19 protein-coding genes are annotated in these 16196 nt (G+C 66.4%); 7 read left to right on the forward strand and 12 right to left on the reverse strand.

Going from position 1 to position 16196, the window contains the following annotated elements:
• Positions 1-8 precede the first annotated feature (8 nt).
• From KZ498_RS19605 to KZ498_RS19630, 6 genes are all read right to left on the reverse strand, one after another.
• Positions 9-692 carry a thioredoxin family protein gene (locus KZ498_RS19605; RefSeq protein WP_312620957.1) on the reverse strand — a complete coding sequence of 228 codons (684 nt, stop codon included), beginning with the start codon at positions 690-692 and terminating at the stop codon, positions 9-11.
• The gene (locus KZ498_RS19610) at positions 693-1436 is read right to left on the reverse strand and encodes an ABC transporter ATP-binding protein (protein WP_312620959.1); all 744 of its coding nucleotides are present in this window, start codon (positions 1434-1436) and stop codon (positions 693-695) included. It lies immediately after the preceding gene.
• Complete coding sequence (locus KZ498_RS19615) at positions 1433-2191, reverse strand: ABC transporter ATP-binding protein (protein ID WP_312620960.1); 759 nt, start codon at positions 2189-2191, stop codon at positions 1433-1435. Before KZ498_RS19615 ends, KZ498_RS19610 begins: the two co-directional genes overlap by 4 nt.
• Complete coding sequence (locus KZ498_RS19620) at positions 2188-3279, reverse strand: branched-chain amino acid ABC transporter permease (RefSeq protein WP_312620962.1); 1092 nt, start codon at positions 3277-3279, stop codon at positions 2188-2190. The genes KZ498_RS19615 and KZ498_RS19620 overlap by 4 nt, the downstream gene beginning before the upstream one ends.
• Positions 3276-4214, reverse strand: a complete 939-nt coding sequence (locus KZ498_RS19625) for a branched-chain amino acid ABC transporter permease (RefSeq protein WP_312620964.1) — start codon at positions 4212-4214, stop codon at positions 3276-3278. Before KZ498_RS19625 ends, KZ498_RS19620 begins: the two co-directional genes overlap by 4 nt.
• A gap of 132 nt (positions 4215-4346) precedes the next feature.
• Positions 4347-5759, reverse strand: coding sequence for a substrate-binding protein (locus KZ498_RS19630; RefSeq protein WP_312620966.1), 1413 nt, complete (start codon positions 5757-5759; stop codon positions 4347-4349).
• Positions 5760-5890: 131 nt separating this feature from the next.
• On the opposite strand from KZ498_RS19630, the gene KZ498_RS19635 reads away from it, so the two are divergent.
• From KZ498_RS19635 to KZ498_RS19650, 4 genes are all read left to right on the forward strand, one after another.
• Positions 5891-6739, forward strand: a complete 849-nt coding sequence (locus KZ498_RS19635; RefSeq protein WP_312620968.1) for a hypothetical protein — start codon at positions 5891-5893, stop codon at positions 6737-6739.
• A gap of 54 nt (positions 6740-6793) precedes the next feature.
• Complete coding sequence (locus KZ498_RS19640) at positions 6794-7372, forward strand: magnesium transporter (RefSeq protein WP_312620969.1); 579 nt, start codon at positions 6794-6796, stop codon at positions 7370-7372.
• Positions 7373-7939: a magnesium transporter gene (locus KZ498_RS19645; RefSeq protein ID WP_312620970.1), complete on the forward strand. Its 567-nt coding sequence runs from the start codon at positions 7373-7375 to the stop codon at positions 7937-7939.
• Between the two features lie 124 nt (positions 7940-8063).
• Complete coding sequence (locus tag KZ498_RS19650) at positions 8064-9110, forward strand: nucleoside recognition protein (RefSeq protein ID WP_312620972.1); 1047 nt, start codon at positions 8064-8066, stop codon at positions 9108-9110.
• Positions 9111-9131: 21 nt separating this feature from the next.
• Here KZ498_RS19650 and KZ498_RS19655 read toward each other — a convergent pair whose 3' ends face one another.
• Together KZ498_RS19655 and KZ498_RS19660 are read right to left on the reverse strand one after the other, a co-directional pair.
• Entirely contained in the window at positions 9132-9866 is a 735-nt protein-coding gene (locus tag KZ498_RS19655; RefSeq protein ID WP_312620974.1) for a GNAT family N-acetyltransferase, read from the reverse strand.
• A gap of 109 nt (positions 9867-9975) precedes the next feature.
• On the reverse strand, positions 9976-10869 hold the full coding sequence (locus KZ498_RS19660) for a CBS domain-containing protein (RefSeq protein WP_312620975.1): 894 nt from the start codon (positions 10867-10869) through the stop codon (positions 9976-9978).
• An 87-nt stretch (positions 10870-10956) separates the two neighbouring features.
• Here KZ498_RS19660 and KZ498_RS19665 point away from each other — a divergent pair, with 87 nt between their 5' ends.
• The 3 genes from KZ498_RS19665 to KZ498_RS19675 all read left to right on the forward strand — a co-directional run bounded on the left by KZ498_RS19665 (position 10957) and on the right by KZ498_RS19675 (position 13604).
• Positions 10957-11919: a lamin tail domain-containing protein gene (locus KZ498_RS19665; RefSeq protein ID WP_312620977.1), complete on the forward strand. Its 963-nt coding sequence runs from the start codon at positions 10957-10959 to the stop codon at positions 11917-11919.
• A 48-nt stretch (positions 11920-11967) separates the two neighbouring features.
• Entirely contained in the window at positions 11968-13023 is a 1056-nt protein-coding gene (locus KZ498_RS19670) for a molybdopterin-dependent oxidoreductase (protein ID WP_312620979.1), read from the forward strand.
• Positions 13024-13259: 236 nt separating this feature from the next.
• Positions 13260-13604 carry a hypothetical protein gene (locus KZ498_RS19675; RefSeq protein WP_312620981.1) on the forward strand — a complete coding sequence of 115 codons (345 nt, stop codon included), beginning with the start codon at positions 13260-13262 and terminating at the stop codon, positions 13602-13604.
• 55 nt (positions 13605-13659) lie between these two features.
• Here KZ498_RS19675 and KZ498_RS19680 read toward each other — a convergent pair whose 3' ends face one another.
• From KZ498_RS19680 to KZ498_RS19695, 4 genes are read right to left on the reverse strand one after another with little or no spacing between them, the layout of a single operon-like run.
• Positions 13660-14283 carry an HAD family hydrolase gene (locus tag KZ498_RS19680; RefSeq protein ID WP_312620983.1) on the reverse strand — a complete coding sequence of 208 codons (624 nt, stop codon included), beginning with the start codon at positions 14281-14283 and terminating at the stop codon, positions 13660-13662.
• Entirely contained in the window at positions 14280-14702 is a 423-nt protein-coding gene (locus tag KZ498_RS19685; RefSeq protein WP_312620985.1) for an RNA-binding domain-containing protein, read from the reverse strand. The genes KZ498_RS19680 and KZ498_RS19685 overlap by 4 nt, the downstream gene beginning before the upstream one ends.
• Positions 14699-15262, reverse strand: a complete 564-nt coding sequence (locus KZ498_RS19690) for an AAA family ATPase (RefSeq protein WP_312620987.1) — start codon at positions 15260-15262, stop codon at positions 14699-14701. The genes KZ498_RS19685 and KZ498_RS19690 overlap by 4 nt, the downstream gene beginning before the upstream one ends.
• Before the next feature lie 49 nt (positions 15263-15311).
• The gene (locus tag KZ498_RS19695) at positions 15312-16154 is read right to left on the reverse strand and encodes a polyprenyl synthetase family protein (protein WP_312620989.1); all 843 of its coding nucleotides are present in this window, start codon (positions 16152-16154) and stop codon (positions 15312-15314) included.
• Positions 16155-16196 lie beyond the last annotated feature (42 nt).

The raw sequence follows: 16196 nt of genomic DNA on the forward strand, positions 1-16196 counted from the left end.
CGCCGCAGTCAGACGCCGTACACTTCTTCGACCCGGTCCGCGAGCGGCGCCGGGTCCGTCCGGCCAGTGATCCGCTCGACGGGCTCGCCGTCCTCGAACAGCACGACGGCCGGCGCGGCGTTGACACCGACGGACCGACAGAACTCCGGCGACCGCTCGCCGGCGACGCCGCCGACCGGGACGCCGTCCGGGAACGCGGCCAGGACGTCGTCTAGCTCCGCTTTCATCGCTTCGCAGGGGTCACAGAACAGTTTCCACACCGTGACGACACACCGGTCGTGGGCGTCGACGAACGCCTCGTAGCTGTCGTCGTCGAGGTGTTCGACCCCGTCGGGGACCGGCGTCTCCGGACCCAGTTCGGTCGCCATCTGTGCCATCGTCGTCAGCTCCACGGTGGTGTAGGAGTCGTCGACGGTGGACCGCAGGGTCAGGAACGTGGCGAACTCCTCGCGCGAAACGTCGAGTTCGTCGACTCGTTGGGCCGCTTCGGCGGCCGAATCGAGGCCGAACACGTCGGCGACGGACTCGTGGAACTCCCCGTCGCCCATCGTGACGTAGGTGTCGTAGTACACCTCACGGTCGGCCTCGAACGCTTCCGTCGTGCTGACCTCGTCCGTGTCCGGGTCGACGACGACGACGTCTTCCGATTGCAGTGCCTCGAGCAACGCTTCGGGGGATTGTGGTTTCGACATTCAGACACCCAGATACTTGTCGCGCGTTTCCTGGTCTTTCCGTAGCTCCTCGGCGGGCCCCTCGAAGACCACTTGCCCGCGGTCCAGCACGTAACACCGGTCGGCGATTTTCATCGCCGCCACGGCGTTTTGCTCGACCAGCAGGATCGTCGTCCCGTCTTCGCTGATGCGCTCGATGGCGTTCTCGACGGACTGGATGATCTGCGGGGCCAGCCCCTCGTAGGGTTCATCGAGCATCAGCAGGTCGGTGCTCTGGTGGAGCGCGCGAGCGATGGCGAGCATCTGCTGCTCGCCGCCCGACAGGGTTCCGGCCTTCTGGGACCGGCGCTCGTCGAGCCGCGGGAAGTACTCGTAGATTTCGTCCGTCGACATCCCCTCGTCGCGGAAGTCGAGCTTCCGACGCCAAGTGTTCGATTTGTTACGGACCGTATCCGCCAGGTGGAGGTTCTCCGCGACCGTGAGGTCAGTGAACACCCGTCGCTCCTCGGGCACCAGCGAGATGCCGCGGACAGCGATGTCCTCCGGCGGGTCGTTGGTGATGTCGGTTCCGTCGAACTGGATCGTGCCGCTCCGGACGTCCGGCGGCGTCGCGCCGGAGATACACCGGAGCGTCGAGGTCTTCCCCGCCCCGTTGCGGCCAAGCAGGGCCGTGATCTCGCCGTCGTCGACGTTCATCGACACGTCCTGGATGATGTGGCTCTCGCCGTAGTAGCCGTTGATGTTGTCCACGTCGAGCAGTGTCATTCCTCGACACCTCCGAGGTACGCTTCCTGCACTGCGGGGTCGTCCTGCACTTCGTCGGGCGTCCCCTTCGCGATGACCGACCCGCGGTTGAGGACGACGATGCGGTCGGAGATGTCGAAGACGATCTCCATGTCGTGTTCGACCAGCAGGAAAGTCAGGTCGAGTTCCTGTTTGACCCGCTTGATGAGCTTGACGGTCGATTTGGTCTCGTCGGGCGACATCCCGGCGGTCGGCTCGTCCATCAGCAGCATGTCCGGCTCGGCGGCCAGCGCGATGCCGAGTTCGAGCCGTCGCTTGTTCCCGTAGTCGAGGCTGTCGGCGTTGTTCTCCCGCTCGTCGTACAGACCGACCGATTCGAGCACCTCGTTCGCCAGTTCATCGACTGCCGGATAGCTGTTCTGGTGCCGGAAGAAGTTGAACCGGAACGAGCCGTGTTCGGCCGCTAACGCCGCGATGGTGGCGTTTTCCTTGACTGTCAGTTCCGGGAAGATAGAGGCCGTCTGGAAGGACTTGCTCATCCCCAGCTGAACGACCTCGTGGGGGTCCATCCCGATGATGGAGTTGCCCTGGAACGCTATCTCGCCGTAGCTCGGTTCGAGCCGTCTCGTGACGAGGTTGATGAACGTGGATTTCCCAGCGCCGTTGGGGCCGATGAGGCTCACGCCCTCGCCCTGTTCTATCTCCAGGTCGACCTCGTCGACGGCCGTGAGGCCGCCGAACTGCTTTGTGAGTTGCTCTGTTTCGAGGACCGTCATTCGTCCTCACCTCCGACGACCATGTCACGGATGTAGTTGATCCCGCCCCAGATACCGTCGGGGAAGAGGACGACGGCGACGACGAACACGACGCCGAGGATGAGGTGCCAGAAGGGCCCCAGCGTCGGGAACCCGCTGACGATGTTCTCGATGTACAGGTACAGGCCGGCGCCGAACAGCGGCCCGAACAGCGACCCGACACCGCCCAGCACGGTCATGATGACGACACGACCGGACTCGGTCCAGTACAGCGACTGCAGGGGCACGTAGTTCCCCTCGATGGCGAACAGGCTCCCGGCGATGCCGGCGAAGGCTGCCGAGATGATGAACGCCATGAGCTTGTACCGCCAGACGTCCAGGCCGACGAACTCCGCTCGCCGCTCGTTCTCGCGAATCGCGCGGAACACGGTCCCGTACGGCGAGTGGAGGATGCGGTTCGCCATCGCGACTGCCAGCACCGTCATGACCGCCACGAACACGTACAGCATGTTGTCGACCAGCATCGACAGCGGGAACGGCACCCCGCCGTGGATGTCGATGACGCCCAGCAGGCTCCCGATGTCCACGGAGGTGAAGCCGTTCTCGCCGTTCGTGAGGAAGGCCAGCGGCGACGCCGCCAGGTAAAATGACATCTGGCCGAACGTCAGCGTCAGGATAGCGAAGTAGATTCCGCCGCGGCGCAGCGACAGGAACCCGACAATCCACGCCAGCAACACGGCAAACGCCGTCCCGGCGAGCAACACCAGCAGCGGCGAGCTACTGACGCTCGCGCTGAAGATGCCGGCGGCGTAGGCCGCACCGCCGAAGAAGACAGCGTGGCCGAACGACAGCAGGCCGGTGTACCCGAGCAGGATGTCGAACCCGACGGCGAAGATGCCGTAGATGAGCATCAGCGTCGCCAGCTGCGTGTAGCCGTCGAGGAAATTGTTGAAGAGGAACGGGAAGACGGCCACGCCCACGACGGTGAGCAGCACCGTCGATATCTCCCGGTCGCGGAAGCTGGCCCACCGGTCGGCAAAGCCGCCGGTGACCTCCGCATCCGCGTCGGCCGTCGCCGTCGCGGTCGCGTCGCGCGGTTCGTCGCTCACGAGACGTCCACCTCCGAGCCCAGCAGGCCCTGCGGACGTACCAGCAGGACGAGCGCCGCGAGCGCGTAGATGCCGACCTGGCTCCAGGCGGCGTTACCGGTCTGGATGAGGAATACCTGTAGCGTTCCGAGCATCAGCCCGGCCACGACGGCCCCCTCTATCTTCCCGACGCCGCCGATGACGACGGTCAGGAACGCCGGCACTAGCTGTTCGGTCCCGATGTTGGGGTTGACGTTGGCGAGCGGCCCGCCGACGACGCCGGCGACGCCGGCGAGCGCGGCACCGATACCGAAGACGACGAGGTACGGTCGGCTCAGTCTGATGCCCAGCAGCCGAACCATCTCGCCGTCGAGGGTACCGGCCTGGACGATGAGCCCGAAGTCAGTGTACTCGACGAGGGCGTACACGCCCAGGACGAGGACTGCCGTGATCGCGATGACGCCGAGTCGCCAGCGCGGGAAGTTCCCGATGACGGGCAGCGCGATTGGGCCGGAAGCCCACGAGGGCTGTGGGAACGGCTGGCTGTTCCCGCCGAGCATCGCCCGGAGGAGTTCCTGGACGATGATTGCGAGCCCGAAGGTCACGAGGATCTGGTCGGTATCGGGGCGGTCGTAGAACGCCTGTGCGACGAACCGCTCCATCAGGAGGCCGATGATGAACACGACGATCGGCACGATGATTAGCGCCGCGATGAATCCCAGTCCGATACCGAACGACTGGATACCCCATTCGGCTAACTGGCCGTCATTCAGCGGAACCTGTCCAGTTATGAACAGCCCCAGATACGCACCTACGAGGTACAGCGCCCCGTGGGCGAAGTTGACGAATTTCAGCGTCCCGAGGATAATCGACAAGCCAACCGCGAGCAGGACGTAGATAGCGCCCTGTTGCAGCCCGTTCAACAGGATGGTGAGGATATCCGCGAGTAGCGTCACGCCGGACTCCCCCCACCGCACTCTTCTCGTACTATTTCATCATTTCTAATCATGCTATTTCTGGTGTATCAAGTAAGGCGAACTCATGCACTATAAATCATGAGGGGCGCGGCCCCGTGTCCGGATTGTGACCTATTCGTCTCCGTACTCGCCGAGTTCGCACTCCGCGGCCGGACCGGAATCACACGCGTAACCGACGTCGTCTCTGGACGTGATCTCAACGATGTCGATGAAGTTCCCCTCGGACTGTTCGGCCTCCGGCAGTCCCCGGGCCACCGGGATGTCTCGCTGTGCCTGGTGGTCACAGGCTCGCATCGTCTCGGCGCCCATCCCGATGTTGTCGTACTCGTAGTCTTCCAGTTGGCGGATGACCTCCGGCGGGTAGAACGTGCCCGCTCGTTCGGCGGCGGCCGCGTACTGGAGCGTCTGAGAGTAGGCGAGCTGGGCCGGTCCGGACGGGACGCGGTCGTACTCCTCCTGGAACACCTCGGTGAAGGAGTTCGACGCCTCGTTGTCGATCTGGGAGTCCCAGGCAATCGTGCCGAACACGCCTTCGATAGACCCACCGGCTGCCTGGGCCATCGGGCGGTTGTACAGCGGGACGACGATTTCCATGTCCTCGTCGAGGCCCGCGTCGACCGCCTGTGAGACGGAGTTCGCGCCGTCCAGCCCGTAGTGGTCGAGCAGCAACACGTCGGCCCCGCTGTTTGCCGCCTCGGAGAGGTACGAGGAGAAGTCGCTAGTCCCGAGCGGCGTCGGTACGCTGTCGATCTCCTCCCAGCCGATGTCGGTGAGGAACTGGTTCATCGACTCCTGGACGGTCTGCCCCCAGGAGTAGTCGGCGTACAGCTGGTAGAAGGTGTTGTCCGAGCCGTACTCGCTTTCCAGCACCGGTGCGAGCGCCTGCCCGGTCATGTAGGCGTTGAACATCTCCCGGAAGCCGTAGCGGACACAGTCTTTCCCCGTCGTGTCGTTGGAGTGAGTCAGGCAGGCCATGAACATGACTCTCTCCGTCTGGCAGAGTCCCTGCACGGCGATGGCGACCGCGCTGGAGGAGCCACCCGAAATCATCACCGCGTCGTCACGGTTTATCATCCGCGATGCGGACTGGCGGGCAGTGTCGGCGTCGGTCGCCGTGTCGCCGTTCACCGACTCTACGGTGTAGCCGAGGACGCCGTCGCCGCTGAGGTCCTCGAAGTCGTCCACCCAGCCACCCCCGTTGTTCAGGTGTTTCTGGGCGAGTTCGTACGCCCGGAGTTCGTCCTGGCCTTCCGAGGAGTAGGGTCCCGACTGTGGGACGTTGAACCCGAAGGTGACCGTATCGCCCTCGACTGGGAAGTTCCCGAGCGCCGGGTAGTCGTCGCCACCGTCCCCGCCACCGTCGCCACCGTCGCCACCGTCGCCACCGCCGTCGCCGCCGTCGCCACCACCGTCGCCACCATCGCCACCGGAACAACCGGCCAGTCCCGTCAGACCTGCTACACCTGCGACGCCTGTACTCTTCAACAACTGTCGTCGGTTGACCGAACTGCCATTAGTTGGCATGTTCCATAGGGAGTCTGAATTCATCATAATAGTTTCGGTAAGTCAATCAACGATTTCACATCTAGGAACCGACATACTCCGGCCAAACGGCTATCCGTAGACTTATTTCGACCTGAATGGTTTGTTATAACATGACGAGGAATATGGGGTGGCAGCTGCTCGTCATCACCGTCGTCGTTACCGCGGGCTGTGGGGGGTTCGGGTTCAGTGGCGACGATTCGTCGGCGACGGTGACGCCTGCCCCGGTACCGACCAGTTCCGCGACCACGTACCCGGCCGGCGTCGGGCCGACGGGCGTCACCAGTCCAACGCTTCTCGGTTCCGCTCACGGCGACCGGCTCAACGGAACCGGGTACACGCTGACGATGAACCGGACCGTCCGGTATGCGAACGGGTCGTTGCGGTCCCACCTTCGCGTCCACGTCGCGCTGGACGCGAACCGGACACATCTCGCAAACATCTCGGTCCGCGGGCATGCGGCCCCGGTGCTCCTCGGTCGGCCGCCGGCGACCGCGTCGTTCTGGTCCGACGGGGACACCTATCTCCGCCGACTCGTGCGGGACAACCGGACCATCCACAACGAGTACGACCCGCCGGACAGCTACGCCGGAACGTGGCGATACTGGGTCCACGCCGTCGCGTTGAACGGTCGGCCTGCCGCCGACGTGACTCGGACCGTTGCTCCGTTTCACACGCGGACCCTGCAGTCCCAGCAGTCAGACGGGATCGTCTACGTCATCAGAGGTGACCGGTTGCGGGAGAACGAGACCCCGACAGCGTGGGCGTCCCGGGAGAACGCCACGCTCGTCGCCCACGTCACTCGGTCGGGACTCGTCCGCGACTACCGGACCGAGTACACGACGGCAACGGATGGCGGGGAACCGGTCACCGTAACCAGGACGGTCACGTTCACCGCGGTCGGGAACACGACGGTCGGGCCGCCACCGTGGTACGACAGGGCCCGGTCGACCGCCGGCTGAGTGGCAGCCAGCGGTATCGGGGGGCTTTTTTTGCTCGCCGTCTTTCGGCCTGCAATGACTGTCCGCGAGGTGGCACTCGAAGCCTACCGGGAATCGCTCCCGGTCCTGGCGCTCAGTGCGGTCGGCGGCCTCTTCGCGGGCCTCGTCCTCGGCGGCATGGACGCGGAGCTACAGGACGTCGCCGGGCTGCTCGTGCTCGTGCCGGCGCTGCTCGCCACCCGGGGGAACGTCTACGGCTCGCTCGGCGCACGACTGGGGTCGGCACTCCACCAGGGGCTCATCGACCCGAGGTTCTCCTTCGACGACGACCGCATCAACGCCGCCGTCGCGGCGGCACTGGCAAACGGTGTTCTCATCAGCGGCGTCGCCGCGGTGATGGCCGTCGCCCTGCTCGGACTGGTCGGTCGACCGTCGGCCTCCCTCGCAACCCTCGTTGCCATCGCGCTCATCGCTGGCTTCGTCTCCGGGCTGTTGCTGACTCTCGCCGTCGTGTCTGTCGTGTTCGTCGGGTACCGCCGCGGGCTCAATCCGGACACGCTGGCCGGCCCCGTCGTGACGACGACGGGCGACGTGGTCGGCATCGCGACGCTGCTGGGCGCGACCCGCCTCGTCCTCGCGCTGGGGGGTGGCTGAGTGGCGGAGTTCGCCTCTCAGTGGTCGGTTTCGGGCATCGTCCGGACGATGTTCCCCATCCTGGTCGTGCTCACCGCTATCGAGCTCGGGAGCGGCCTCGTCCTCGATACCTTCGAGGGAACGCTGCTGCAGTACCCGTCGCTGCTCGTGCTCGTCCCGGTGACTATCGGGATGGCGGGGAACCTCGGCAGCATCCTCGCGGCGCGGTTCTCGACGGCGTTTCACCTCGGCCTCCTGTCCTTTACCGCGACTGACGACCGACTGGCGGGCAACGCTATCGCCACCGTTGCCCTCGCGGTGACGCTGTTCCCGCTCGTCGGCGCTGGCGCGTGGCTCCTCCAGGCCGTCGTCGGCGGTACTGCGCTTCCGCTCCGGACGGTCGTCCTCGTCGCGCTCGTCAGCGGGAGTCTGCTGGCTGTGCTGGCTATCGTCGTGACGACGGTGACGACCTACGCCGCCTACCGGTTCGAACTGGACCCTGACGACGTGGTCATCCCCGTCGTCACGAACGTCTGTGACGTGCTGGGCGTGGTGGTGCTGTTCGGCGCTGTCCGCGTGTTCGTCTGAGGGCTCGGAGCCGCGCCTCAATCGACGGTCCCGAACGGTCGCCGCTGGCAGACACGCGACAGACTCCCTCGAAGCGACTGACGCTATCGATGGGCATTTGCGGGGTAAGGTCCAACTTTTCGGTGTGCAGTCGCTCGTCGCCACCGTGCTCAGCCACCCGGCAGTCGCTGTCCTCGGGGAGGTCGCCGTCCGGGTTCTGCGTATCACCGTCTTCCTCTCTCTCGGCGTGTTCCTCGCGGAACTGGCGGTCGCGTTCGGGCTGGTCGAGAAGATCGCCGTCGTCTCGCGCTACCTCACGTCGCCGGCGAACCTCCCGGACGAGGTCGGGACCGCCATCCTGACGACGACGGCGTCGACGACCGCCGGCTACGGCATGCTCGCCGACTTCCGGGAGTCCGGCGTGCTGTCCGACCGCGCGACGTTAGTCGCCGTCACCATCAACACGTTCTTCGGCTTCGCACAGCACATCATCACGTTCTACGCGCCGATTCTCATCCCTATCCTGGGCTTCCGTGTCGGGGTGCTGTACGTCGCCACGCGGGGACTCATCGCGCTGGCGATCACGCTGACGGGTATCGCCGCCGGCGCGGTTCTGCTGGACGGGTCAACCGTCGGTCGGCCGGCCGCCGGTGCCGGCCCGGCCCCCGACGGTGGGACGGCCGACGACGCGGGCGACGTGTTCGACGACCGCCCGTCCAGCCGCCGGGCGGCGGTCAGGACTGCCCTCGATGCGACGGGGGAGAAGGTCCGCGACATCCTGCCGCGGCTGGCGGCTATCTACACCGTCGTCTCGTTACTCGTGGCCTACGGCGACGAACTCCTGGCGGTCCTCGGGAGTGACGGGGCATCCGTGACCGCTGCCGCCGACGGGTTCGCCGGGGTGCTCGGCCTGCCCGGGGCGGCCATCCCCGTCATCGCCGCCTACGCCCTCGACACGACCTCGGGAGCGACGGTCATCGCGCCGCTCATCCGGAACGGGACCTTCACCGCCCGGACCGCCGTGGCGACGATGCTCGTCGGCGGCATCATCTCGTTTGCCGTCTCGACGTTCAAGCGGTCGATACCGTTCCAGTACGGCATCTGGGGCCGGGAGTTCGGCTCGAAAGTCATCGTCGTCAACACGGGCCTGAAAATCGTCTGGATCGCGCTGGCGCTGGTCGTCCTACTGTAGTGAGACGACGGTGGCCCAGCGTCACTCGAAGGTGTAGGCCATCATCACCTCGTCGACCTGCTCGCCGTCGATGGTGTAGTGGTTCCTGCGGATACCCTCGGTGTGCCAGCCGTGGTCCTCGAGAAACATCATCGCGTTCTCCGTGATTGCCGGCACGCTGTTGTACAGCTTCCGGTAGCCGTTGGCGTTCGCCCAGTCCAGCCCGCGTTGCATGAGCTGGCTTCCGATGCCCTGGCCTCGCTGCTCCTCTCTGACCCCGACCGTGAGCTGGGCCGTCTCGCGGAGCTTGTCCAGTTGCGGGATATCGAGGTGACACCAGCCGATGACCGCCCCGTCGACTGTGGCGACGAAGAACACTCTCGATTCGACCGTATTGTGCCGCGTGACGGCGTTCTCGTACAGCAGCTGCTCGGCGACGCTCTCGGCGACGACGTACGTGCCGCCGCTTGAGACGTTCCGAATGGTCTGGACGAGTCCCTCGAAGTCGTCGTTGCGGGCCGGCCGAATCGTGTACGTCAGCCCGTTCGTGGTGTGTTGCTCGACGGAGCCGACATCGAGCGCCAGCGTCAGGGTCCCGCCGTCGTCTTCGAGATACCCCTTCGAGAGGAGGTGCGACAGGGCCTCGTCGAAGGCGTCCGGCGAGAGGTCCACCATCTCACGGACCCTGTACCGTGCCGCCCTCCCGTGTCGCTCGACGGACTGATACACCTCCATCGCCGCGCTGGTCTCGAATGTCGGCCGTTCGACAGTGTCCATATCTGTTCTATCTGTTAGCGGATTCTTAACAATTGTTATTTGGTAACATGAAACACGGACTGTTGCGGGGTTCAGCCCCCGTCACACGTGCTATGACCCGGCCGTCGGCTCAGGCCGTGTCGGGAATCGGGTCGGAGATGACGACGGCGTCGCCTTCGACGACGCAGTTGCCCTCTGAGTCGTCGACGGCCGTGGCCAGTCGGAACCGGGTGTCGTTGATGCGCTCGACGACTTCGCAGTGGGCCGTGACCTCCTCGTCGATGTCGACGGGTCCCTGATAGCTCAGTTCCTGGGAGAGGTAGATCGTCAGCCCGGGGAGTCGCGCCAGGGCCGCGCTGATGAGTCCGGAGACGAGCGTTCCGTGGGCGATCCGGCGGCCAAAGCGCGTCCCTTCCGCGAACTCCGCGTCGAGGTGGAGCCTGTTCGTGTCGCCGCTCGCCTCCGCGAAGGCCTCCACGTCGGCCTGCGTTATCGTCTTGCTGAACCGGACGTGGTCCCCGACGTCGATACCGTCGGCGGTCCCGTAGCTCTCGAACGTCCAGTCCTCGTTCTCGTACAGCGTGTCCGGCCGAGTGAACCGCTCCCGCTGTGACGGCTCGCCGCTCGGGCCCCTCGTCCGCCGGATATGGGGGATGTAGTCCGAGAGGTCGGTCGTCGTGACGATGCCGACGAGAGACCCGTCCTCGACGACGGGCAGTTTCTTGACGTTGTTCGTCCGCAGTCGCTCCACGGCCGTACTGATGTCCGCGTCGGGGGTGATTGTCACCAGCGTCTCGGCCATTACGTCACCGACCGTCAGCGCCCGGGTGTCTCCCTCGGCTGCGGTGACCGCGACGATGTCGCTTTCCGTGATGATACCCACACAGCCGCTGTCGTCCTCGACGACGAGCGAGCCGATGTCCTCGTCGTGGAGCCGCTGGGCCGCCTCGACGACCGGGGCGTCGGGGCCGATAGTTCTGACCGGCGTCCGCATGATCTCTCTGACAGGCAGCGGGACGAGCATTGTGTCGAACCCCACTCATGGCAAACGTATAACAGTCCGCCCGCCGACACCGGCACCCTTGTGTCGCCGGCTTTCGATAGCCCGACAATGCGACGGCTCGGGGTCGGTTTCGTCGTTGTCCTGGTTGTTGTCGCCGGCTGTAGCGGCTTCACCGACCCGCCGTCCCGGTCGGCGGGGACCGCCGTCGACGGCCAGCCGGCAGTCGACGTCCCACAGCCCGCTGTCACCGTGACCGTCACGGCCGTGGTCGACGGCGACACGGTCCAGGTCGCCTACGGGAACGGGACTGCCGACACGGTCCGGCTCGTCGGTGTCGACACGCCCGAAGTCCAGGCCGAGAACGACCCTGCGGAGTTCGAGGGCGTCCCCGAGACGGCCGCCGGTGTGTCCTGCCTCCGCGGGGCCGGCACGAACGCGTCGTCGCTCGCCAAGCAGCGGCTCCTCGGCGAGACGGTCGGGCTCGCGTTCGACCCGGAACTGAACCGGCGCGGCTACTACGACCGGCTGCTGGCCTACGTGGTCCTCGAGGGGTCCCTGTTCAACTACCGGCTCGTCGAAACCGGGCACGCGCGCGTGTACGACAGCGGATTTGAACGAGCCGAGCGGTTCTACGCGGCCGAGGACCGCGCCCGCACCGAACGGCGCGGGCTCTGGCGCTGTGTGGACCCGGGTGAACTGACCCGTACAGCTATCGCTGACGGCGGGACCATCACCGGGAGCGCCAGCGATGTCGCAATCACGGACATCCACGCCGACGCCGCGGGCAACGACAACCAGAACCTGAACGACGAGTACGTCACGCTCACCAACACCGGCGAAACGGCGCTCGACCTGTCCGGGTGGACCGTCAGCGACGAGGCAGGCCACCAGTACACGTTCACGGACCTATCAATCGGCCCGAACGCGTCAGTGACCCTCTACACCGGTCGCGGAACCGACACTGACACCGAGCGCTACTGGGACCGGGACGGGGCGGTCTGGAACAACGACGGCGACACTGTCGTCGTCCGGACCCCCAGCGGCGAGACGGCCCTGCGGCAGTCGTACTGACCCCAGCACGACGTGACAGTATAAACCGCTCCAGTGCTAACGACTGACATGGCTCTCCGCCGGGTGACGCCGACGCCACGGGCGGTCGACTGGGGGCTGTTCGCGGCGGTGGCGACGCTGCTTGCCACCGGTGTCGCGACCGCCTTCGCTGGCATCCCCAGCCGCGCGTGGATAATCGACATCCACGCGGTCTCCGGCGTGGTTCTGACGCTCCTGTTGCCGGTGAAGCTTCATCGCGTCTCCCATCGCGTCGCCCCGTCGCGGCTCACCGGAGCACGGGTTCTCTCGGTCGGCCTGGCCGTGGTCGCGCTGGGCGCGCTGGGAACCGGCGTCTGGTGGATATTCGGCGGGACGCTCGACCTCGGGCCGTGGGGACTGTTTCACCTGCACGTCGCGCTGGGCTTGCTGGTCCCGCCGCTGTTGCTGGTACATCTCCGCAGCCGGTTCTACTCCCCGGCACAGGCCACCCGCGGCGGCCGCCGGGACGTCCTCCGGTACGCCGGGCTGGTGACCGCCGGTGCGCTCCTCTGGCGAGTCCAGGGACCGGTCAACGACGCGCTGGATTCGGCCGGCGCGGACCGACGGTTCACCGGCTCTCGGGAGGAGGGGACCGACGACGGCAACCGGTTCCCCGTCACCAGCTGGGTCGCCGACGACCCGGACCCGGTCGACGCGACCGACTGGTCGCTGTCGGTCGCCGGCCGGGTCGCCCACGAGACCAGCTACGCCGCCAGCGAACTCTCGCCGGTCGCGACCGAATCGGCGGTCCTCGACTGCACGAGCGGCTGGTACTCCGGGCACGAGTGGCAGGGCGTTCGCGTCGGCGACCTGCTCGATGCCGCCGACCCGGACGACGCGGCGGCGTGGGTCCAGTTCCGGTCGGTGACCGGCTACCGGTGGAGCCTCCCGCTGGCGGAGGCCCGCGATGCCGTGCTGGCCACCCACGTCGACGGCGAGCGCCTGGCCCACGGGCACGGCTACCCGCTCCGACTCGTCGCGCCCGGCCGCCGGGGCTTCCAGTGGGTGAAGTGGGTCGAGTCCGTCCGGGTCAGCAAGCGCCGGGAACTCGGGGAATGGCTCGCGATATTCGTCAGCGGGCTCTGAGTTCGTGGGCTGGGCCGCGGCACTACGGTCGGCGCTGTGGAGAGTCCCGTTCGGAAGGCAGTGGTTACCCGCAGTACAGACCTGCTTCGTCGGAACAGACGCCACCCGGTTGTCGGTCCTCGCCAACACACGGCTCAGGCAACACCGTGGTCTCCGCGTTCGAAAGAGTAGCTTACCACCTTTAGTTGTCAGTGAAGCGACTACTAACGAAGTACGGTGGCCCGGTAGCAGAGGCTATGAATTGGCGGCAGCCCTCCCGACTCGCCGGTCCGTCGAACACCGTCGTCGCCCTGTGGGCGGTCGCCGTCGCCTTCTTCGGTGTCGGCGACCTCGTCACGACGCTCGTCGGCTACAACATCAACGGCGTGACTGAACTCAGCCCGGTCGTCAAACTACTGCTGGAACAGCACGCGCTGCTGGTGCTGACTGGCCTGAAAGCCTTCGTGTTCGTCGGCTTTTTCGCCGTCTGGAAGTACGTCTCCTGGCCGTACTCCATCGGTGTCCCGCTCGGCCTGGCGCTACTGGGCGTCGCGGTGACGGCGTGGAACACCGGCATTATTCTCACTGCCGTTCTGGCCTGAACCCGCCGGCCGACCGTCTGACGCCCGTGCTGTCCAGTCGCGGCCACTGGGCGCGCTACACCAGTGCGTCGATAGCGTCCCAGAGGTCCGGCCCGCCGTCGTCGCCTGACTCGTAGTGAATCGGCACGAAGCCGGCGTTCCGTGCGCCCTCCACGTCGGTCTCGTACTCGTTGCCGACCATCACGTACTCGTCGGCCGGAAGCTTCTCCCGGACCCGGTCGAACGGCGCGCTATCGGGCTTGTGCGCACCGACCTCGTAGGAGGCGACGAAGCGGTCGAACAGGTCGGCCAGCCCGTGGTGGTCGAGCTTGCCCAGCTGTCGGTCCCGGACGCCGTTGGTGACAATCGCGAGCTGGTTGTCGGCGGCGAGTCCGGGCAGGCTATCCCGGGCCGCGTCGGGCACAGTCGTCGAGGCGTACTCGGTCTCTCTGAGCGTCTCGACCAGCGCGTCGATGTCCGCGTCCGCCCCGGCCGCCTCGACGACAGCAGCCATCGATTGCCGGAACGGTTCCGGCTCCAGCGCCTCGAAGGCCGTATAGAACACGTCCTTGCTAACCGCCTGGAGCTCGTCCGTGTACTCGATGTCGTGGGCCTGGACCGTCCTGCGGAGGATGTTCTCGTAGGGCTCCGGATAGTGGACGAGCGTGTCGTCGAGATCGAAACAGATGGTCGTCGTCATGTGTCGTCGTCGTAAATGGGCTGGCCGTCCTCGGTCGGCGGCGCGACGTAGTCGATGTACTCCTCGGCGCTTGGCTCGTGGACGGTCACGTTCACGTGGATGTCGCCCAGTTCCGAGGGGTCACCGACCGCGAAGTTGATCCGCCCCTCGAAGGCCGCCTGCTTCTTTAGGTCGAACGCGAAGGTATCGCCCTCCAGGTTGTCGAAGAAGACCGACCGAGCTGTATCCAGGATCTCGCGCCGGTGGAGGAGCTCGGAGAACCCGTTCATCGTATGCACCTCGGCGACGAGTTCGCCGTGCTGGTGGGTCGGGTCGGCCTCCGGGAAGAGGTTCCGAATCGCGTCGGCGACCCGGTCGGTCACTTCGGTGTCGTTGACCGGGGCTTCGATCCGGATGTCGACGGCGTAGACGGCGCTCATCGGTCCAGCGCCTCCGGTCCGTCCCGAATCAGCGTTCGGACGTTGCGCTGGAACGCGGCCAGCGTCTCCGTGTTCTCGATGGTCAGGTCGGCCATCTCCATGGCCTCGCCCATCCCGAACCCGAGTTCGCGGGCATCGCGGTCCTCCAGCGATTCGCCTCCGTCGGCTGCCGAGGTGTCCCGCCCGCGGAGGTCGAGGCGGTCGGCCCGCAGTTCGAACGGGGCGTCTATCTCGACGAGCAGGAATGTATCGCCGAACGCCGACTCGAACGCCTCGACCTCCACGTCCGACCGGATACCGTCGACGAGGACGGCGTCGTTCGACTCGAGTTCCGCCTCAATCATCGGCAGCGAGCGCTCGGCGATGGCGGCGGGGCCGTTCTCCTCCCGGAGCGCCTTCGCGACCGTCCCGTGGTCCGCTGCGGGGTCCAGCCCGCGGTCGCGGCACTCCTCGCGGATGACGTCGCCCATCGTCACGACCGGCACGCCCATCTCGGCGGCGACGTTCGCTGCCTCGCTTTTCCCGCTGCCCGGCAGCCCGACGATACCGATAACTGTCATTGCCGGGCGTAATCGAGCAGCGGGCAAAAGCCCTCCCGTTCGGAACGGGTCACCGCTCGCGGACGACGACGAACTCCGCGAGGTCGCGCAGGTACTCCATCGACTGGGAGTCCGGCGCGTTGATTGTCGACAGCGACTCCAGGGCGGCGTCGGACTGGGCCCGCGCCCGCTCGTTTGCCTCCTCGGTCGTCAGGTCCGTCACCTCGACCAGCGACGGGCGCTGCATCTCCGCGTCGGTTCCGGCCGGCTTGCCCAGGGTCTCGGCGTCGGCCGTCGCATCGAGCACGTCGTCGCGCATCTGGAACGCCACGCCGACCCGTTCGGCGTACCGACCGACCGCCTCGACCGTGTAGGGGTCCGAGTCGGCGGCAATCGCGCCCAGCTCCGCCGCAGCGCGGAACAGCGCGCCGGTCTTCCGGCGGGCCAGCTCCATGTACTCCTCCTCGTTTGAGGGCTCCGCGACCAGCTCCATCGCCTCGCCCTCGCCCAGTTCGACCATCGAGTCGGAGACGGTCTGCATGGCGCGCTCGTCCGTCGAAAAGAGGTCGAACGCCTCGCCGAGCAGGCCGTCGGAGGCGATGATGGCCGGGCCGTGACCGAAGGCCTCCCAGGCGGCCGGGGACCCCCGTCGGAGCTCGGACTCGTCGATGATGTCGTCGATGACCAGCGAGGCGTTGTGGACGAGTTCAATGCCGACCGCGAAATCGACGGCATCGGCCGGCTCCCCGCCCAGCGCCTCACACACCAGCACCGTTACCGTCGGCCGTACCCGCTTCCCGCCGGAGAGTGCGACGTGGCGGACTTCGTCGGCGAGCTCGTCCGGTTCGACGCTGTCGAGGACAGCCTCCAACCGCTCCTCGACCTGGTCCCGCCGGCGCTCGAGATACTCCATTACCGCTCCCTTAGGACTACCGTAAAAAGTACCTTGTCACCC

The sequence above is a fragment of the Haloarcula sp. 1CSR25-25 genome (assembly GCF_032027985.1).
Lineage (GTDB): Archaea > Halobacteriota > Halobacteria > Halobacteriales > Haloarculaceae > Haloarcula.